Consider the following 22,945-nt stretch of genomic DNA (forward strand, 5'->3'; position numbering starts at 1 on the left):
GCCTTGTCATGCTCCCGTCATCATTCTGTAATTTATTGATAATTTTGGTTTTTACCATTCTCGCAACCTCGTTTTACACACTTCTGTCTGGCTGAATAGTTCAGCCTCAAATCGGTCTATCCTTTCGAATTTTCGAGCTGGTTATTTTTCCCCTCAGTCTGCAAAGTAGGCTGTGGCTTATTGCATTCAAATCAGGATTCAGGAGAGAACATGATCACCAATGCCGTTACCTTGGAACTGGGCGTAACCGTAACCCAACTTAAAGGACAAATTTATCTGGTTGCCGCAGATGGCAGCCGGAAGCTGTTGGCTGAAGGTGATGTGCTGCCGAAAGGGGCGGTGATCATGTCGCCGGATGGCGCCAGTTTCATGGGCGGCGGACAGTCGTTCAATGTGCAACCAGCCAGCGAACAGAGTGAGCCTGCCGAAGAGGGAGATGCTCCCCAGCTGGCGCAAAACGGCGCTGCAGGTACTCCTGATGATATCAATGCCCTGCAACAGGCGATCTTGGGGGGCGCTGACCCGACCCAGGCCTTTGAAGCCTCTGCAGCAGGTGGTGCACCTGCCGCCGGTGGTGGCGGTATTGGGGGCGTCGCCGGTGCCAGTGGCAACGGCGGTTTTGTCACCATCGACCGTACCGGTTCCGCAACCATTGCCGAAGCTACCTTCGATACCACCTACAACGCCAATGGTGAGCCACTGCTTGAAGCAGTTGGTGAAGATGATCCTCTTTTTACCTCCGCCGACCTTGTCTTGAGTGCAGATGCACAGGTGAATGAAGGTGGGTTTATCACCTTTACTGCGACATTAGATGAACCTGTTTTTGGTTCTGACTTGGTTATTCAGCTGTCAAATGGTGTAGTGATCACCATTCCCGTCGGCCAGAGTTCCGGTTCAGTCACTGTTGCTGCTCCAGCGGACAGCCCTTATGTCGACCCGTCAACGATCACCGTTTCGATTACCGGTACTCAGGGCGGTGGTTTCAACCAGATTATCACTGGACCTTCAACGACTACCCAGATTAACGACACCGTGGACACCACCACGGTGACCCTGAGCGCACCGGCGCAGGTCAACGAAGGTGGGCAGATCACCTACAGCGCCAGTGTCAACAACGCCCCGCAGAGTGACCTGGTGCTGACCCTGTCCAACGGCGCCAGCATCACCATCAAGGCGGGCGAGCTGAGCGGCAGCGTGACGGTCGATGCCCCGAGTGACGACGTTTACAAAGATGGCAGCAGCCTGACGGTGAGCATCACCGGCAGCAGCGGTGGCAACTACGAGCAGCTGGACACCAGCAGCAAGGTGACCACCGAGGTGGCCGACACCGTGGACACCACCACGGTGACCCTGAGCGCACCGGCGCAGGTCAACGAAGGTGGGCAGATCACCTACAGCGCCAGTGTCAACAACGCCCCGCAGAGTGACCTGGTGCTGACCCTGTCCAACGGCGCCAGCATCACCATCAAGGCGGGCGAGCTGAGCGGCAGCGTGACGGTCGATGCCCCGAGTGACGACGTTTACAAAGATGGCAGCAGCCTGACGGTGAGCATCACCGGCAGCAGCGGTGGCAACTACGAGCAGCTGGACACCAGCAGCAAGGTAACCACCGAGGTGGCCGACACCGTGGACACCACCACGGTGACCCTGAGCGCACCGGCGCAGGTCAACGAAGGTGGGCAGATCACCTACAGCGCCAGTGTCAACAACGCCCCGCAGAGTGACCTGGTGCTGACCCTGTCCAACGGCGCCAGCATCACCATCAAGGCGGGCGAGCTGAGCGGCAGCGTGACGGTCGATGCCCCGAGTGACGACGTTTACAAAGATGGCAGCAGCCTGACGGTGAGCATCACCGGCAGCAGCGGTGGCAACTACGAGCAGCTGGACACCAGCAGCAAGGTGACCACCGAGGTGGCCGACACCGTGGACACCACCACGGTGACCCTGAGCGCACCGGCGCAGGTCAACGAAGGTGGGCAGATCACCTACAGCGCCAGTGTCAACAACGCCCCGCAGAGTGACCTGGTGCTGACCCTGTCCAACGGCGCCAGCATCACCATCAAGGCGGGCGAGCTGAGCGGCAGCGTGACGGTCGATGCCCCGAGTGACGACGTTTACAAAGATGGCAGCAGCCTGACGGTGAGCATCACCGGCAGCAGCGGTGGCAACTACGAGCAGCTGGACACCAGCAGCAAGGTGACCACCGAGGTGGCCGACACCGTGGACACCACCACGGTGACCCTGAGCGCACCGGCGCAGGTCAACGAAGGTGGGCAGATCACCTACAGCGCCAGTGTCAACAACGCCCCGCAGAGTGACCTGGTGCTGACCCTGTCCAACGGCGCCAGCATCACCATCAAGGCGGGCGAGCTGAGCGGCAGCGTGACGGTCGATGCCCCGAGTGACGACGTTTACAAAGATGGCAGCAGCCTGACGGTGAGCATCACCGGCAGCAGCGGTGGCAACTACGAGCAGCTGGACACCAGCAGCAAGGTGACCACCGAGGTGGCCGACACCGTGGACACCACCACGGTGACCCTGAGCGCACCGGCGCAGGTCAACGAAGGGGGCAGATCACCTACAGCGCCAGTGTCAACAACGCCCCGCAGAGTGACCTGGTGCTGACCCTGTCCAACGGCGCCAGCATCACCATCAAGGCGGGCGAGCTGAGCGGCAGCGTGACGGTCGATGCCCCGAGTGACGACGTTTACAAAGATGGCAGCAGCCTGACGGTGAGCATCACCGGCAGCAGCGGTGGCAACTACGAGCAGCTGGACACCAGCAGCAAGGTGACCACCGAGGTGGCCGACACCGTGGACACCACCACGGTGACCCTGAGCGCACCGGCGCAGGTCAACGAAGGGGGCAGATCACCTACAGCGCCAGTGTCAACAACGCCCCGCAGAGTGACCTGGTGCTGACCCTGTCCAACGGCGCCAGCATCACCATCAAGGCGGGCGAGCTGAGCGGCAGCGTGACGGTCGATGCCCCGAGTGACGACGTTTACAAAGATGGCAGCAGCCTGACGGTGAGCATCACCGGCAGCAGCGGTGGCAACTACGAGCAGCTGGACACCAGCAGCAAGGTGACCACCGAGGTGGCCGACACCGTGGACACCACCACGGTGACCCTGAGCGCACCGGCGCAGGTCAACGAAGGTGGGCAGATCACCTACAGCGCCAGTGTCAACAACGCCCCGCAGAGTGACCTGGTGCTGACCCTGTCCAACGGCGCCAGCATCACCATCAAGGCGGGCGAGCTGAGCGGCAGCGTGACGGTCGATGCCCCGAGTGACGACGTTTACAAAGATGGCAGCAGCCTGACGGTGAGCATCACCGGCAGCAGCGGTGGCAACTACGAGCAGCTGGACACCAGCAGCAAGGTGACCACCGAGGTGGCCGACACCGTGGACACCACCACGGTGACCCTGAGCGCACCGGCGCAGGTCAACGAAGGTGGGCAGATCACCTACAGCGCCAGTGTCAACAACGCCCCGCAGAGTGACCTGGTGCTGACCCTGTCCAACGGCGCCAGCATCACCATCAAGGCGGGCGAGCTGAGCGGCAGCGTGACGGTCGATGCCCCGAGTGACGACGTTTACAAAGATGGCAGCAGCCTGACGGTGAGCATCACCGGCAGCAGCGGTGGCAACTACGAGCAGCTGGACACCAGCAGCAAGGTGACCACCGAGGTGGCCGACACCGTGGACACCACCACGGTGACCCTGAGCTCGGCCACCAATGGCCAGACCGTGACCGAGGGCGGCAGCATTGTCTACACCGCCAGCGTCAGCAACCCGGTGACCGGCAGTCCGCTGACCGTAACCCTCTCCAACGGGGTGGTGATCACCATTCCGGTGGGCAGCAGCAGCGCCAACAGCGAGCCGGTGCCGGTGCGGGCCGACGATGCCTATCAGCAGGGTAACGAGACGCTGAGCGTCAGTATCAGCGGTATCAGCGGCGGCAACTACGAGAGCGTGACCACCGCCGGCAGCGTCAGCAACACCGTGGTGGACGACAGCGACGTGACCACCGTGACCCTGCGCGGGCCAGGCAGTGTGGTGGAGGGCGAGGCTACGGCGACCTACACCGTGACCCTGAGCAATGCAGCACCGGTCGGTAGCATCGTGACCCTGAGCTACACCTACACTACTGCCAGTGGTGCTGACATCACCGAGACCACACAGGCGGTTATTGGTGCCGATGGCAAGACGGCAATGTTTAGCATTGCGACGTTGGTTGACTCTACTTATGAAGGAAACGAAATTTTTGAGGTCTCTGTCAGCGGCATTCAAGTGCCTGCAGGTACTTTAGGTTTTGAGAAACTGGATCTGTCAGACGCGAAAATCAAGACGATTATCACTGATGATGCAGACCGTCCAACCCTGGCCGTCAGCGATGCGGGCAATGTGAATGAAGGCAGCAATGCCGTGTTCAACGTCAGCCTGTCCAATGCCACCGAAGCACCGCTGGTCATCAATCTTGGCCTGGTGTACGGCACTGCCGAAGCTGCCGACCTTGGCACCATGACCGTCACTTATGTGGACGGCAATGGTCAGACCCAAACCTTGACTGTGGCCACCAATGGCGATGTGACTGTTCCGGCGGGTGTCACCAACCTGACCGTGACCGTCGCCACGACCCAGGACAGCGTCTACGAAGGCCCTGAAACCTTCAGCCTGAAGGTGACCGAGGCCAATGGCATCACCACCAATGGCGCTGCTGGCGTCAGCGGCAATGCCACCATCAAAGACGATGGCACCGGCCCGGGCCCGAATCCGGACAATGACAAGCCAGCTCTGGCCGTCAGCGATGCGGGCAATGTGAATGAAGGCAGCAATGCCGTGTTCAACGTCAGCCTGTCCAATGCCACCGAAGCACCGCTGGTCATCAATCTTGGCCTGGTGTACGGCACTGCCGAAGCTGCCGACCTTGGCACCATGACCGTCACTTATGTGGACGGCAATGGTCAGACCCAAACCTTGACTGTGGCCACCAATGGCGATGTGACTGTTCCGGCGGGTGTCACCAACCTGACCGTGACCGTCGCCACGACCCAGGACAGCGTCTACGAAGGCCCTGAAACCTTCAGCCTGAAGGTGACCGAGGCCAATGGCATCACCACCAATGGCGCTGCTGGCGTCAGCGGCAATGCCACCATCAAAGACGATGGCACCGGCCCGGGCCCGAATCCGGACAATGACAAGCCAGCTCTGGCCGTCAGCGATGCGGGCAATGTGAATGAAGGCAGCAATGCCGTGTTCAACGTCAGCCTGTCCAATGCCACCGAAGCACCGCTGGTCATCAATCTTGGCCTGGTGTACGGCACTGCCGAAGCTGCCGACCTTGGCACCATGACCGTCACTTATGTGGACGGCAATGGTCAGACCCAAACCTTGACTGTGGCCACCAATGGCGATGTGACTGTTCCGGCGGGTGTCACCAACCTGACCGTGACCGTCGCCACGACCCAGGACAGCGTCTACGAAGGCCCTGAAACCTTCAGCCTGAAGGTGACCGAGGCCAATGGCATCACCACCAATGGCGCTGCTGGCGTCAGCGGCAATGCCACCATCAAAGACGATGGCACCGGCCCGGGCCCGAATCCGGACAATGACAAGCCAGCTCTGGCCGTCAGCGATGCGGGCAATGTGAATGAAGGCAGCAATGCCGTGTTCAACGTCAGCCTGTCCAATGCCACCGAAGCACCGCTGGTCATCAATCTTGGCCTGGTGTACGGCACTGCCGAAGCTGCCGACCTTGGCACCATGACCGTCACTTATGTGGACGGCAATGGTCAGACCCAAACCTTGACTGTGGCCACCAATGGCGATGTGACTGTTCCGGCGGGTGTCACCAACCTGACCGTGACCGTCGCCACGACCCAGGACAGCGTCTACGAAGGCCCTGAAACCTTCAGCCTGAAGGTGACCGAGGCCAATGGCATCACCACCAATGGCGCTGCTGGCGTCAGCGGCAATGCCACCATCAAAGACGATGGCACCGGCCCGGGCCCGAATCCGGACAATGACAAGCCAGCTCTGGCCGTCAGCGATGCGGGCAATGTGAATGAAGGCAGCAATGCCGTGTTCAACGTCAGCCTGTCCAATGCCACCGAAGCACCGCTGGTCATCAATCTCGGCCTGGTGTACGGCACTGCCGAAGCTGCCGACCTTGGCACCATGACCGTCACTTATGTGGACGGCAATGGTCAGACCCAAACCTTGACTGTGGCCACCAATGGCGATGTGACTGTTCCGGCGGGTGTCACCAACCTGACCGTGACCGTCGCCACGACCCAGGACAGCGTCTACGAAGGCCCTGAAACCTTCAGCCTGAAGGTGACCGAGGCCAATGGCATCACCACCAATGGCGCTGCTGGCGTCAGCGGCAATGCCACCATCAAAGACGATGGCACCGGCCCGGGCCCGAATCCGGACAATGACAAGCCAGCTCTGGCCGTCAGCGATGCGGGCAATGTGAATGAAGGCAGCAATGCCGTGTTCAACGTCAGCCTGTCCAATGCCACCGAAGCACCGCTGGTCATCAACCTCGGCCTGGTGTACGGCACTGCCGAAGCTGCCGACCTTGGCACCATGACCGTCACTTATGTGGACGGCAATGGTCAGACCCAAACCTTGACTGTGGCCACCAATGGCGATGTGACTGTTCCGGCGGGTGTCACCAACCTGACCGTGACCGTCGCCACGACCCAGGACAGCGTCTACGAAGGCCCTGAAACCTTCAGCCTGAAGGTGACCGAGGCCAATGGCATCACCACCAATGGCGCTGCTGGCGTCAGCGGCAATGCCACCATCAAAGACGATGGCACCGGCCCGGGCCCGAATCCGGACAATGACAAGCCAGCTCTGGCCGTCAGCGATGCGGGCAATGTGAATGAAGGCAGCAATGCCGTGTTCAACGTCAGCCTGTCCAATGCCACCGAAGCACCGCTGGTCATCAATCTCGGCCTGGTGTACGGCACTGCCGAAGCTGCCGACCTTGGCACCATGACCGTCACTTATGTGGACGGCAATGGTCAGACCCAAACCTTGACTGTGGCCACCAATGGCGATGTGACTGTTCCGGCGGGTGTCACCAACCTGACCGTGACCGTCGCCACGACCCAGGACAGCGTCTACGAAGGCCCTGAAACCTTCAGCCTGAAGGTGACCGAGGCCAATGGCATCACCACCAATGGCGCTGCTGGCGTCAGCGGCAATGCCACCATCAAAGACGATGGCACCGGCCCTGGCTCGACCCCGGACAATGACAAGCCAGCTCTGGCCGTCAGCAACGCCGGCGACGTAAATGAAGGCAGCAATGCCGTGTTCAACGTCAGCCTGTCCAATGCCACCGAAGCACCGCTGGTCATCAATCTTGGCCTGGTGTACGGCACTGCCGAAGCTGCCGACCTTGGCACCATGACCGTCACTTATGTGGACGGCAATGGTCAGACCCAAACCTTGACTGTGGCCACCAATGGCGATGTGACTGTTCCGGCGGGTGTCACCAACCTGACCGTGACCGTCGCCACGACCCAGGACAGCGTCTACGAAGGCCCTGAAACCTTCAGCCTGAAGGTGACCGAGGCCAATGGCATCACCACCAATGGCGCTGCTGGCGTCAGCGGCAATGCCACCATCAAAGACGATGGCACCGGCCCGGGCCCGAATCCGGACAATGACAAGCCAGCTCTGGCCGTCAGCGATGCGGGCAATGTGAATGAAGGCAGCAATGCCGTGTTCAACGTCAGCCTGTCCAATGCCACCGAAGCACCGCTGGTCATCAACCTCGGCCTGGTGTACGGCACTGCCGAAGCTGCCGACCTTGGCACCATGACCGTCACTTATGTGGACGGCAATGGTCAGACCCAAACCTTGACTGTGGCCACCAATGGCGATGTGACTGTTCCGGCGGGTGTCACCAACCTGACCGTGACCGTCGCCACGACCCAGGACAGCGTCTACGAAGGCCCTGAAACCTTCAGCCTGAAGGTGACCGAGGCCAATGGCATCACCACCAATGGCGCTGCTGGCGTCAGCGGCAATGCCACCATCAAAGACGATGGCACCGGCCCGGGCCCGAATCCGGACAATGACAAGCCAGCTCTGGCCGTCAGCGATGCGGGCAATGTGAATGAAGGCAGCAATGCCGTGTTCAACGTCAGCCTGTCCAATGCCACCGAAGCACCGCTGGTCATCAACCTCGGCCTGGTGTACGGCACTGCCGAAGCTGCCGACCTTGGCACCATGACCGTCACTTATGTGGACGGCAATGGTCAGACCCAAACCTTGACTGTGGCCACCAATGGCGATGTGACTGTTCCGGCGGGTGTCACCAACCTGACCGTGACCGTCGCCACGACCCAGGACAGCGTCTACGAAGGCCCTGAAACCTTCAGCCTGAAGGTGACCGAGGCCAATGGCATCACCACCAATGGCGCTGCTGGCGTCAGCGGCAATGCCACCATCAAAGACGATGGCACCGGCCCGGGCCCGAATCCGGACAATGACAAGCCAGCTCTGGCCGTCAGCGATGCGGGCAATGTGAATGAAGGCAGCAATGCCGTGTTCAACGTCAGCCTGTCCAATGCCACCGAAGCACCGCTGGTCATCAACCTCGGCCTGGTGTACGGCACTGCCGAAGCTGCCGACCTTGGCACCATGACCGTCACTTATGTGGACGGCAATGGTCAGACCCAAACCTTGACTGTGGCCACCAATGGCGATGTGACTGTTCCGGCGGGTGTCACCAACCTGACCGTGACCGTCGCCACGACCCAGGACAGCGTCTACGAAGGCCCTGAAACCTTCAGCCTGAAGGTGACCGAGGCCAATGGCATCACCACCAATGGCGCTGCTGGCGTCAGCGGCAATGCCACCATCAAAGACGATGGCACCGGCCCGGGCCCGAATCCGGACAATGACAAGCCAGCTCTGGCCGTCAGCGATGCGGGCAATGTGAATGAAGGCAGCAATGCCGTGTTCAACGTCAGCCTGTCCAATGCCACCGAAGCACCGCTGGTCATCAACCTCGGCCTGGTGTACGGCACTGCCGAAGCTGCCGACCTTGGCACCATGACCGTCACTTATGTGGACGGCAATGGTCAGACCCAAACCTTGACTGTGGCCACCAATGGCGATGTGACTGTTCCGGCGGGTGTCACCAACCTGACCGTGACCGTCGCCACGACCCAGGACAGCGTCTACGAAGGCCCTGAAACCTTCAGCCTGAAGGTGACCGAGGCCAATGGCATCACCACCAATGGCGCTGCTGGCGTCAGCGGCAATGCCACCATCAAAGACGATGGCACCGGCCCGGGCCCGAATCCGGACAATGACAAGCCAGCTCTGGCCGTCAGCGATGCGGGCAATGTGAATGAAGGCAGCAATGCCGTGTTCAACGTCAGCCTGTCCAATGCCACCGAAGCACCGCTGGTCATCAACCTCGGCCTGGTGTACGGCACTGCCGAAGCTGCCGACCTTGGCACCATGACCGTCACTTATGTGGACGGCAATGGTCAGACCCAAACCTTGACTGTGGCCACCAATGGCGATGTGACTGTTCCGGCGGGTGTCACCAACCTGACCGTGACCGTCGCCACGACCCAGGACAGCGTCTACGAAGGCCCTGAAACCTTCAGCCTGAAGGTGACCGAGGCCAATGGCATCACCACCAATGGCGCTGCTGGCGTCAGCGGCAATGCCACCATCAAAGACGATGGCACCGGCCCGGGCCCGAATCCGGACAATGACAAGCCAGCTCTGGCCGTCAGCGATGCGGGCAATGTGAATGAAGGCAGCAATGCCGTGTTCAACGTCAGCCTGTCCAATGCCACCGAAGCACCGCTGGTCATCAATCTCGGCCTGGTGTACGGCACTGCCGAAGCTGCCGACCTTGGCACCATGACCGTCACTTATGTGGACGGCAATGGTCAGACCCAAACCTTGACTGTGGCCACCAATGGCGATGTGACTGTTCCGGCGGGTGTCACCAACCTGACCGTGACCGTCGCCACGACCCAGGACAGCGTCTACGAAGGCCCTGAAACCTTCAGCCTGAAGGTGACCGAGGCCAATGGCATCACCACCAATGGCGCTGCTGGCGTCAGCGGCAATGCCACCATCAAAGACGATGGCACCGGCCCGGGCCCGAATCCGGACAATGACAAGCCAGCTCTGGCCGTCAGCGATGCGGGCAATGTGAATGAAGGCAGCAATGCCGTGTTCAACGTCAGCCTGTCCAATGCCACCGAAGCACCGCTGGTCATCAACCTCGGCCTGGTGTACGGCACTGCCGAAGCTGCCGACCTTGGCACCATGACCGTCACTTATGTGGACGGCAATGGTCAGACCCAAACCTTGACTGTGGCCACCAATGGCGATGTGACTGTTCCGGCGGGTGTCACCAACCTGACCGTGACCGTCGCCACGACCCAGGACAGCGTCTACGAAGGCCCTGAAACCTTCAGCCTGAAGGTGACCGAGGCCAATGGCATCACCACCAATGGCGCTGCTGGCGTCAGCGGCAATGCCACCATCAAAGACGATGGCACCGGCCCGGGCCCGAATCCGGACAATGACAAGCCAGCTCTGGCCGTCAGCGATGCGGGCAATGTGAATGAAGGCAGCAATGCCGTGTTCAACGTCAGCCTGTCCAATGCCACCGAAGCACCGCTGGTCATCAATCTCGGCCTGGTGTACGGCACTGCCGAAGCTGCCGACCTTGGCACCATGACCGTCACTTATGTGGACGGCAATGGTCAGACCCAAACCTTGACTGTGGCCACCAATGGCGATGTGACTGTTCCGGCGGGTGTCACCAACCTGACCGTGACCGTCGCCACGACCCAGGACAGCGTCTACGAAGGCCCTGAAACCTTCAGCCTGAAGGTGACCGAGGCCAATGGCATCACCACCAATGGCGCTGCTGGCGTCAGCGGCAATGCCACCATCAAAGACGATGGCACCGGCCCTGGCTCGACCCCGGACAATGACAAGCCAGCTCTGGCCGTCAGCAACGCCGGCGACGTAAATGAAGGCAGCAATGCCGTGTTCAACGTCAGCCTGTCCAATGCCACCGAAGCACCGCTGGTCATCAATCTCGGCCTGGTGTACGGCACTGCCGAAGCTGCCGACCTTGGCACCATGACCGTCACTTATGTGGACGGCAATGGTCAGACCCAAACCTTGACTGTGGCCACCAATGGCGATGTGACTGTTCCGGCGGGTGTCACCAACCTGACCGTGACCGTCGCCACGACCCAGGACAGCGTCTACGAAGGCCCTGAAACCTTCAGCCTGAAGGTGACCGAGGCCAATGGCATCACCACCAATGGCGCTGCTGGCGTCAGCGGCAATGCCACCATCAAAGACGATGGCACCGGCCCGGGCCCGAATCCGGACAATGACAAGCCAGCTCTGGCCGTCAGCGATGCGGGCAATGTGAATGAAGGCAGCAATGCCGTGTTCAACGTCAGCCTGTCCAATGCCACCGAAGCACCGCTGGTCATCAATCTCGGCCTGGTGTACGGCACTGCCGAAGCTGCCGACCTTGGCACCATGACCGTCACTTATGTGGACGGCAATGGTCAGACCCAAACCTTGACTGTGGCCACCAATGGCGATGTGACTGTTCCGGCGGGTGTCACCAACCTGACCGTGACCGTCGCCACGACCCAGGACAGCGTCTACGAAGGCCCTGAAACCTTCAGCCTGAAGGTGACCGAGGCCAATGGCATCACCACCAATGGCGCTGCTGGCGTCAGCGGCAATGCCACCATCAAAGACGATGGCACCGGCCCTGGCTCGACCCCGGACAATGACAAGCCTGCTCTGGCCGTCAGCGATGCGGGCAATGTGAATGAAGGCAGCAATGCCGTGTTCAACGTCAGCCTGTCCAATGCCACCGAAGCACCGCTGGTCATCAACCTCGGCCTGGTGTACGGCACTGCCGAAGCTGCCGACCTTGGCACCATGACCGTCACTTATGTGGACGGCAATGGTCAGACCCAAACCTTGACTGTGGCCACCAATGGCGATGTGACTGTTCCGGCGGGTGTCACCAACCTGACCGTGACCGTCGCCACGACCCAGGACAGCGTCTACGAAGGCCCTGAAACCTTCAGCCTGAAGGTGACCGAGGCCAATGGCATCACCACCAATGGCGCTGCTGGCGTCAGCGGCAATGCCACCATCAAAGACGATGGCACCGGCCCGGCCCGAATCCGGACAATGACAAGCCAGCTCTGGCCGTCAGCGATGCGGGCAATGTGAATGAAGGCAGCAATGCCGTGTTCAACGTCAGCCTGTCCAATGCCACCGAAGCACCGCTGGTCATCAATCTTGGCCTGGTGTACGGCACTGCCGAAGCTGCCGACCTTGGCACCATGACCGTCACTTATGTGGACGGCAATGGTCAGACCCAAACCTTGACTGTGGCCACCAATGGCGATGTGACTGTTCCGGCGGGTGTCACCAACCTGACCGTGACCGTCGCCACGACCCAGGACAGCGTCTACGAAGGCCCTGAAACCTTCAGCCTGAAGGTGACCGAGGCCAATGGCATCACCACCAATGGCGCTGCTGGCGTCAGCGGCAATGCCACCATCAAAGACGATGGCACCGGCCCGGGCCCGAATCCGGACAATGACAAGCCAGCTCTGGCCGTCAGCGATGCGGGCAATGTGAATGAAGGCAGCAATGCCGTGTTCAACGTCAGCCTGTCCAATGCCACCGAAGCACCGCTGGTCATCAACCTCGGCCTGGTGTACGGCACTGCCGAAGCTGCCGACCTTGGCACCATGACCGTCACTTATGTGGACGGCAATGGTCAGACCCAAACCTTGACTGTGGCCACCAATGGCGATGTGACTGTTCCGGCGGGTGTCACCAACCTGACCGTGACCGTCGCCACGACCCAGGACAGCGTCTACGAAGGCCCTGAAACCTTCAGCCTGAAGGTGACCGAGGCCAATGGCATCACCACCAATGGCGCTGCTGGCGTCAGCGGCAATGCCACCATCAAAGACGATGGCACCGGCCCGGGCCCGAATCCGGACAATGACAAGCCAGCTCTGGCCGTCAGCGATGCGGGCAATGTGAATGAAGGCAGCAATGCCGTGTTCAACGTCAGCCTGTCCAATGCCACCGAAGCACCGCTGGTCATCAACCTCGGCCTGGTGTACGGCACTGCCGAAGCTGCCGACCTTGGCACCATGACCGTCACTTATGTGGACGGCAATGGTCAGACCCAAACCTTGACTGTGGCCACCAATGGCGATGTGACTGTTCCGGCGGGTGTCACCAACCTGACCGTGACCGTCGCCACGACCCAGGACAGCGTCTACGAAGGCCCTGAAACCTTCAGCCTGAAGGTGACCGAGGCCAATGGCATCACCACCAATGGCGCTGCTGGCGTCAGCGGCAATGCCACCATCAAAGACGATGGCACCGGCCCGGGCCCGAATCCGGACAATGACAAGCCAGCTCTGGCCGTCAGCGATGCGGGCAATGTGAATGAAGGCAGCAATGCCGTGTTCAACGTCAGCCTGTCCAATGCCACCGAAGCACCGCTGGTCATCAACCTCGGCCTGGTGTACGGCACTGCCGAAGCTGCCGACCTTGGCACCATGACCGTCACTTATGTGGACGGCAATGGTCAGACCCAAACCTTGACTGTGGCCACCAATGGCGATGTGACTGTTCCGGCGGGTGTCACCAACCTGACCGTGACCGTCGCCACGACCCAGGACAGCGTCTACGAAGGCCCTGAAACCTTCAGCCTGAAGGTGACCGAGGCCAATGGCATCACCACCAATGGCGCTGCTGGCGTCAGCGGCAATGCCACCATCAAAGACGATGGCACCGGCCCGGGCCCGAATCCGGACAATGACAAGCCAGCTCTGGCCGTCAGCGATGCGGGCAATGTGAATGAAGGCAGCAATGCCGTGTTCAACGTCAGCCTGTCCAATGCCACCGAAGCACCGCTGGTCATCAATCTCGGCCTGGTGTACGGCACTGCCGAAGCTGCCGACCTTGGCACCATGACCGTCACTTATGTGGACGGCAATGGTCAGACCCAAACCTTGACTGTGGCCACCAATGGCGATGTGACTGTTCCGGCGGGTGTCACCAACCTGACCGTGACCGTCGCCACGACCCAGGACAGCGTCTACGAAGGCCCTGAAACCTTCAGCCTGAAGGTGACCGAGGCCAATGGCATCACCACCAATGGCGCTGCTGGCGTCAGCGGCAATGCCACCATCAAAGACGATGGCACCGGCCCTGGCTCGACCCCGGACAATGACAAGCCAGCTCTGGCCGTCAGCAACGCCGGCGACGTAAATGAAGGCAGCAATGCCGTGTTCAACGTCAGCCTGTCCAATGCCACCGAAGCACCGCTGGTCATCAACCTCGGCCTGGTGTACGGCACTGCCGAAGCTGCCGACCTTGGCACCATGACCGTCACTTATGTGGACGGCAATGGTCAGACCCAAACCTTGACTGTGGCCACCAATGGCGATGTGACTGTTCCGGCGGGTGTCACCAACCTGACCGTGACCGTCGCCACGACCCAGGACAGCGTCTACGAAGGCCCTGAAACCTTCAGCCTGAAGGTGACCGAGGCCAATGGCATCACCACCAATGGCGCTGCTGGCGTCAGCGGCAATGCCACCATCAAAGACGATGGCACCGGCCCTGGCTCGACCCCGGACAATGACAAGCCTGCTCTGGCCGTCAGCGATGCGGGCAATGTGAATGAAGGCAGCAATGCCGTGTTCAACGTCAGCCTGTCCAATGCCACCGAAGCACCGCTGGTCATCAACCTCGGCCTGGTGTACGGCACTGCCGAAGCTGCCGACCTTGGCACCATGACCGTCACTTATGTGGACGGCAATGGTCAGACCCAAACCTTGACTGTGGCCACCAATGGCGATGTGACTGTTCCGGCGGGTGTCACCAACCTGACCGTGACCGTCGCCACGACCCAGGACAGCGTCTACGAAGGCCCTGAAACCTTCAGCCTGAAGGTGACCGAGGCCAATGGCATCACCACCAATGGCGCTGCTGGCGTCAGCGGCAATGCCACCATCAAAGACGATGGCACCGGCCCGGGCCCGAATCCGGACAATGACAAGCCAGCTCTGGCCGTCAGCGATGCGGGCAATGTGAATGAAGGCAGCAATGCCGTGTTCAACGTCAGCCTGTCCAATGCCACCGAAGCACCGCTGGTCATCAATCTTGGCCTGGTGTACGGCACTGCCGAAGCTGCCGACCTTGGCACCATGACCGTCACTTATGTGGACGGCAATGGTCAGACCCAAACCTTGACTGTGGCCACCAATGGCGATGTGACTGTTCCGGCGGGTGTCACCAACCTGACCGTGACCGTCGCCACGACCCAGGACAGCGTCTACGAAGGCCCTGAAACCTTCAGCCTGAAGGTGACCGAGGCCAATGGCATCACCACCAATGGCGCTGCTGGCGTCAGCGGCAATGCCACCATCAAAGACGATGGCACCGGCCCGGGCCCGAATCCGGACAATGACAAGCCAGCTCTGGCCGTCAGCGATGCGGGCAATGTGAATGAAGGCAGCAATGCCGTGTTCAACGTCAGCCTGTCCAATGCCACCGAAGCACCGCTGGTCATCAACCTCGGCCTGGTGTACGGCACTGCCGAAGCTGCCGACCTTGGCACCATGACCGTCACTTATGTGGACGGCAATGGTCAGACCCAAACCTTGACTGTGGCCACCAATGGCGATGTGACTGTTCCGGCGGGTGTCACCAACCTGACCGTGACCGTCGCCACGACCCAGGACAGCGTCTACGAAGGCCCTGAAACCTTCAGCCTGAAGGTGACCGAGGCCAATGGCATCACCACCAATGGCGCTGCTGGCGTCAGCGGCAATGCCACCATCAAAGACGATGGCACCGGCCCGGGCCCGAATCCGGACAATGACAAGCCAGCTCTGGCCGTCAGCGATGCGGGCAATGTGAATGAAGGCAGCAATGCCGTGTTCAACGTCAGCCTGTCCAATGCCACCGAAGCACCGCTGGTCATCAATCTTGGCCTGGTGTACGGCACTGCCGAAGCTGCCGACCTTGGCACCATGACCGTCACTTATGTGGACGGCAATGGTCAGACCCAAACCTTGACTGTGGCCACCAATGGCGATGTGACTGTTCCGGCGGGTGTCACCAACCTGACCGTGACCGTCGCCACGACCCAGGACAGCGTCTACGAAGGCCCTGAAACCTTCAGCCTGAAGGTGACCGAGGCCAATGGCATCACCACCAATGGCGCTGCTGGCGTCAGCGGCAATGCCACCATCAAAGACGATGGCACCGGCCCGGGCCCGAATCCGGACAATGACAAGCCAGCTCTGGCCGTCAGCGATGCGGGCAATGTGAATGAAGGCAGCAATGCCGTGTTCAACGTCAGCCTGTCCAATGCCACCGAAGCACCGCTGGTCATCAACCTCGGCCTGGTGTACGGCACTGCCGAAGCTGCCGACCTTGGCACCATGACCGTCACTTATGTGGACGGCAATGGTCAGACCCAAACCTTGACTGTGGCCACCAATGGCGATGTGACTGTTCCGGCGGGTGTCACCAACCTGACCGTGACCGTCGCCACGACCCAGGACAGCGTCTACGAAGGCCCTGAAACCTTCAGCCTGAAGGTGACCGAGGCCAATGGCATCACCACCAATGGCGCTGCTGGCGTCAGCGGCAATGCCACCATCAAAGACGATGGCACCGGCCCGGGCCCGAATCCGGACAATGACAAGCCAGCTCTGGCCGTCAGCGATGCGGGCAATGTGAATGAAGGCAGCAATGCCGTGTTCAACGTCAGCCTGTCCAATGCCACCGAAGCACCGCTGGTCATCAACCTCGGCCTGGTGTACGGCACTGCCGAAGCTGCCGACCTTGGCACCATGACCGTCACTTATGTGGACGGCAATGGTCAGACCCAAACCTTGACTGTGGCCACCAATGGCGATGTGACTGTTCCGGCGGGTGTCACCAACCTGACCGTGACCGTCGCCACGACCCAGGACAGCGTCTACGAAGGCCCTGAAACCTTCAGCCTGAAGGTGACCGAGGCCAATGGCATCACCACCAATGGCGCTGCTGGCGTCAGCGGCAATGCCACCATCAAAGACGATGGCACCGGCCCGGGCCCGAATCCGGACAATGACAAGCCAGCTCTGGCCGTCAGCGATGCGGGCAATGTGAATGAAGGCAGCAATGCCGTGTTCAACGTCAGCCTGTCCAATGCCACCGAAGCACCGCTGGTCATCAACCTCGGCCTGGTGTACGGCACTGCCGAAGCTGCCGACCTTGGCACCATGACCGTCACTTATGTGGACGGCAATGGTCAGACCCAAACCTTGACTGTGGCCACCAATGGCGATGTGACTGTTCCGGCGGGTGTCACCAACCTGACCGTGACCGTCGCCACGACCCAGGACAGCGTCTACGAAGGCCCTGAAACCTTCAGCCTGAAGGTGACCGAGGCCAATGGCATCACCACCAATGGCGCTGCTGGCGTCAGCGGCACGGCCACCATCACTGACAACGACAGTGCACCGAAGGTGGCGACCATCGTGGGTGACACTGTGGTGGAAGGGAATGCCAACAGCTTTGCGGTGGGGCTGACCAACACCTCGAGCACCCCGACCACGCTGACGCTGACCCTGGCCAGCGGCACGGCTACCAAGGGGGCCGACTTCAGCGGCACCCAGGTGACCGTCACTATCGGCGGGGTAGATCAGGTTGTGAACGTCAATGCAGACGGCACCTTCAACGTGACGGTACCGGCCAACACCGGCAGCTTCAGCGTCAAGGTGAGCACCGTGAATGACACCGTGTTCGAGGCGAGCGAGAACTACACCCTGAGCGGTGCAGGCACCAGCAGCACCGTGACCGGCACGGCCACCATCACTGACAACGACAGTGCACCGAAGGTGGCGACCATCGTGGGTGACACTGTGGTGGAAGGGAATGCCAACAGCTTTGCGGTGGGGCTGACCAACACCTCGAGCACCCCGACCACGCTGACGCTGACCCTGGCCAGCGGCACGGCTACCAAGGGGGCCGACTTCAGCGGCACCCAGGTGACCGTCACTATCGGCGGGGTAGATCAGGTTGTGAACGTCAATGCAGACGGCACCTTCAACGTGACGGTACCGGCCAACACCGGCAGCTTCAGCGTCAAGGTGAGCACCGTGAATGACACCGTGTTCGAGGCGAGCGAGAACTACACCCTGAGCGGTGCAGGCACCAGCAGCACCGTGACCGGCACGGCCACCATCACCGACAACGACAGTGCACCGAAGGTGGCGACCATCGTGGGTGACACTGTGGTGGAAGGGAATGCCAACAGCTTTGCGGTGGGGTTGACCAACACCTCGAGCACCCCGACCACGCTGACGCTGACCCTGGCCAGCGGCACGGCCACCAAGGGGCTGACTTCAGCGGCACCCAGGTGACCGTCACTATCGGCGGGGTAGATCAGGTTGTGAACGTCAATGCAGACGGCACCTTCAACGTGACGGTACCGGCCAACACCGGCAGCTTCAGCGTCAAGGTGAGCACCGTGAATGACACCGTGTTCGAGGCGAGCGAGAACTACACCCTGAGCGGTGCAGGCACCAGCAGCACCGTGACCGGCACGGCCACCATCACCGACAACGACGCTCCTCCTACCGTGGTGATCAATAAACCTGCGGTGGTGTCCGAAGAGGGGCTGGCCAACGGGTTGCCTGATAACGCAGGTAATACAGATACCACCAATGCGACCGTCGCCAGCGGCACTATTACTGTGGGGGATGTCGATAGCAGTAGTGTGACGGTCAGCCTCTCTGGTCCATCCGGACTCAAGTCCGGCGGTCTGGATGTGAAGTGGAACTGGGATGCATCAGGCAAAGTGTTGACCGGGTATACCGGTACCTTGGGTGGTGCGGACTACAAGGCTGTGCTTGATGTCAAGCTGACTTCACCAGCAGGTAGTACCAAAGGAGATTGGGGTTATGACGTTACTCTGAAAGGCGCCCTCGATCATCCGGTGACTACTGCCGAGGACACGCTGAGTCTCAACATCGGAGTCTCTGTTTCTGATGGTCAGAGTACTACGATTGGTTCGCTGTCCATCACTGTGGAGGATGATGCCCCCATTGCTGGCGATGCTGCCGCGGTTTCGCTGGTGAAAACCAGTATTCCTGATGTATTGACCGGCAAGTTCAGCATGACTGGTTATAGCGGGGATCGCACCAGCATTGATGGTGGCAAGTTCACCATTACGGCTAAAGGGTTCCTCTCTTCAACGTCTACTGTCTTGACCGGTGCTCTGGTTAATGGCTCGGGCGAAGGCATTGGTGTCAAGAGCTCGACAGCCCCTTACCACAATATTGAGAACGAGGTCGATTTCCGCAAACTGGCAGACGGCTCAGGGGTATCTGAAGAGCTGGTGATCAAACTGGATGCTGGCACTGTGGCTTACGGTGCCAAGATCGAGTTCAGCAAGATGTTCGGTGGTGAGCTGGAGAGCGGCGTGGTCGAGTTCTACCGTGACGGAGTACTGATCTCAACACTTCCCTTTAGGTCGGATGCTGCGGGGGGAGAGTACAACCAGAACTTCCAAGTGCAGCAGGGTGGTTTTGACACCATGGTGATCAAAGCAACCGATAACGGCAATTCGTTCAACGTCAAGGACAACAGCGACTTTACCGTCAAGTCTATCGAGTTCCTTGGCTCCTCTACTCCGCAGGCAATTGCCTATGGCTCGGGGACCGCGGCACCGCAATGGGGGGCTGATGGCAAGGGACATATAGGGCTTTTGGGATCCAATGAAGTGGGTTTGATGACAGCTACTGGTAAAGAGATTTCCATTTCCAGCAAACCGGGCTTACCCAATACCCTGTATGGCGAAGCCAGCGATGGCACCCTGGTGTTCCGTCTGGAATTTACCCCTGCTACCGGCAAGTGGGAATTCTTCCAGTATGCAGAGATGCAGCGTCCGGTTGGTGATGGCGACATCGACTTCACCTTCAAGGCCTATGATCGGGACGGTGACGGCTCGCAAGGCAGCTTTGCAGTCAACCCGCTGGCGCGCCCTGATGTAACCGGCGTATCGAGTGCCACTGTGGTTGAAGGGGCTACCTTGCAGCATGTTGTGACCTTGAGTGGTGCGACTAATGTAGCGACTGAGTACAGCCTCTCAATCGCGGGCAGTGGTACTCATGCTGCCTCTAACTCTGACTGGGGAACTCTGCAGTTCAGTCACGGTGTTACCTATAACAGCAGCACAAGCAAAATCTCAGTACCAGCCGGTGTGACGAGCTTTACCGTGTCAGTGCCGACAGTGAATGACAAGCTGGTAGAACAGACTGAAACCTTGTCTCTGACTGTAGGTGGTGCGACCGGAGCCGGAACCATTACTGACAACGATCTCTCTGTGCGACTGGGCAATGGTCTGGTTGATGAGGATGGTTTGTCTGGCGGAAATGCACACTTGCCTGAGCCTGTGGGTATGCCTGCTAGCGGCCCGCTTTCTGTGACTCAGTCGCTGCAGGTGACGGATGGCACTGGTAGCAGTGTCTCTGGCGTACAACTCAAACTGGTTGGCATCGCGGGTCTGAGCGGGGTGACGGGTATTGATGGTCAGCCGGTCAACGTTGTTCAGGATGGCGCCGGGCTCAAAGGGTACTTTGGTAACAACCCTGCCAATGTGGCCTTTACTGTGACGGTGGATAACAGTGCCAATCCACCGAGCTACACCTTTACTCTGCTCAAGCCGCTTAGCCACACAGTGGATGGTCAGAGCACAGTGTTGACCAGCCAGGATGAACTGCGCTTTACCGTCAACTATGAGGTAAGCAAATCTGGAGCTGAGACTGCCACTGGCTCGTTTGACTTGGCTGTGCGTGACGATGTACCGGTTGCTGGCCCGATCTTCCATGCCGTGGAGTCAGAAACCAAGGTTGGCGCCAATGTGCAGCTGATTTTGGATATTTCCGGCTCGATGGGGCGAGATGCTGGCAATGGGAAGACTCGCCTTGATGTCATGAAGGAGTCTGCCAACCAGTTGCTGGATCAATATCTGGCACAAGGGCAAACTCGGGTGCAGTTGGTACTGTTCAGTGATGCAGCTCGTATGGTTAATCAGGGCACGAGTAGCAACCCGATATACTGGATGACTGTTGAACAAGCCAAAACATGGATCAACGGTTTGACTGCAAATGGGGGCACGGATTATGACGATGCTATTAAATTGGCCGAGACGAATTGGATTGGTACTAATAATGCGAAACCGTTAACCGGTGCTTCCAACGTAAGCTATTTCCTCTCTGATGGCGTACCGGAAGGTAGCGATGGCGGCAATCCCAACACCATTGAGGCGAGTGAACTGGCAGCGTGGACGAAGCATCTGCAGAACAATAAGGTGACTGCGCTTGCATACGGCATGGGGAACAGTGTGCCAGCTGGCGAGCTGAACAAAGTTGCATTTGATGGTTACTTGAATGTGGATGGCAATGCGGTAATTGTCCCGGACGTGACCAAGTTGCCTCCCATTCTGTTGCAATCTGTGGTGCAGCCGATAGGCGGTAATTTGTTGAGCGGTGTTGAGGGATATGGTGTTGGTGCTGATGGTGGTTTTGTTGGCCAACTTACTATCCGCGGCGTGACGTATAACTTTGACGGCAGCACAGTTACTACTGCAGGCAATTCGAGTGCGCTCAGCCATAGCTTTGATGCTGCAACCAAAACGCTGACTATCTACATCGATAACAAGCATTCGCTGATTGTCGATCTTGATAACGGCAGTTACCAGTTCTTTGGTGCTGCAGTGTCGCCCTCGGTCAAGCTTGATTTCGGTTACACCTTGAAAGATCTCGATGGTGACACCAGTGCAAGTACGCTGACCTTTGTTGTGGGTTATGACATCAAGTCAACGGGCGATATGATCGACTCTGTGCAGATGTATGACCCCACAGCCAGTAATCAGAAAGTGCAATGGTCGACATCCGGAACTGGTACCCCGATCGACAAGACGCTGCAGCACGTTGAAAACGGCATAGTTGTCGATGTGGGTGTCGGTGGCGACAAGGTCTACCTGGGTAAGGGTAACGATATTATCTATCTGGGAGACAGCCATGTATCCGGTTTCGATAGCAATTCCCAGCAGAAACAGGATGCAGCAGAGCTTGCCGTGGATAACTTCAGCCGTGGAGCAGATTCGCTTCTGCTGCAAGACCCCAACAATGAAAACAGCGACCTGAAAATCACTGCAAACAGCAATGCCTATCTGGACATTGCTCATGGTGGTGGTGGAGATGACCGAATCTATGGTCAAAATGGCTCTGATGCCATTTTTGGTGGTTCGGGTAACGACCATCTCTACGGTGGTGACGGCAAAGATGCGCTGCGTGGAGGGAGTGGAAGCGATGTGCTGGATGGTGGAACTGGTAATGACTATCTGATCGGTGGTTTGGGCAATGACATCCTGATTGGTGGGGAAGGGGCTGATACCTTTGTCTGGAACAAGGGGGATACCGTATCAGGCTCCCTGACCAAGGATTACATCATGGACTTCAACAAGGGGTCAGGCACCATCAACCGTTTGGAAGGTGACAAGCTGGATCTGAGCGATCTGCTGGATCACGATGGTTCTCACAGTACGACTGATCTGAAGAGTCTGCTCTCGGTGTTCCAGGACAATGAAGGGGTGCACCTGCAAGTCAAGGAGAACAGTACTGCGCCGGTGACTCAGGAAATTGTGCTGATGAACCATACCTTCGACAGTCTGACGGGCGGTTCTGGCACCACGGCCAACCAGGTGATCGATTACATGTTGACCAACAACATGCTCGATATCGACAAGTAAGCCTAACTCGGGGCAATAAAAAAGCGGCAGAGCAATCTGCCGCTTTTTTT

5 protein-coding genes are annotated in these 22,945 nt (G+C 59.4%); all 5 read left to right on the top strand.

What is annotated here, in order from left to right; genetic code table 11:
• Positions 1–210: 210 nt before the first annotated feature.
• The 5 genes from WBR25_RS04180 to WBR25_RS04200 are packed head-to-tail and all read left to right on the top strand — an operon-like array spanning position 211 to position 22,895.
• Positions 211–2,625: a retention module-containing protein gene (locus WBR25_RS04180; protein WP_479749453.1), complete on the top strand. Its 2,415-nt coding sequence runs from the start codon at positions 211–213 to the stop codon at positions 2,623–2,625.
• On the top strand, positions 2,619–2,921 hold the full coding sequence (locus WBR25_RS04185; protein WP_479749454.1) for an immunoglobulin-like domain-containing protein: 303 nt from the start codon (positions 2,619–2,621) through the stop codon (positions 2,919–2,921). Before WBR25_RS04180 ends, WBR25_RS04185 begins: the two co-directional genes overlap by 7 nt.
• Positions 2,915–12,277 carry an immunoglobulin-like domain-containing protein gene (locus tag WBR25_RS04190; protein WP_479749455.1) on the top strand — a complete coding sequence of 3,121 codons (9,363 nt, stop codon included), beginning with the start codon at positions 2,915–2,917 and terminating at the stop codon, positions 12,275–12,277. The genes WBR25_RS04185 and WBR25_RS04190 overlap by 7 nt, the downstream gene beginning before the upstream one ends.
• A complete protein-coding gene (locus WBR25_RS04195; RefSeq protein WP_479749456.1) occupies positions 12,274–18,501 on the top strand; it encodes a beta strand repeat-containing protein in 6,228 nt (2,075 codons plus the stop codon). Before WBR25_RS04190 ends, WBR25_RS04195 begins: the two co-directional genes overlap by 4 nt.
• Entirely contained in the window at positions 18,498–22,895 is a 4,398-nt protein-coding gene (locus tag WBR25_RS04200; RefSeq protein WP_479749457.1) for a type I secretion C-terminal target domain-containing protein, read from the top strand. Before WBR25_RS04195 ends, WBR25_RS04200 begins: the two co-directional genes overlap by 4 nt.
• Positions 22,896–22,945 lie beyond the last annotated feature (50 nt).

Source organism: Aeromonas sp. MTB, assembly GCF_056632455.1.

Bases quoted from the DNA above. Each gene is read 5' to 3' on its own strand.
- WBR25_RS04180 (WP_479749453.1), top strand. From the start codon at position 211: ATGATCACCAATGCCGTTACCTTGGAACTGGGCGTAACCGTAACCCAA.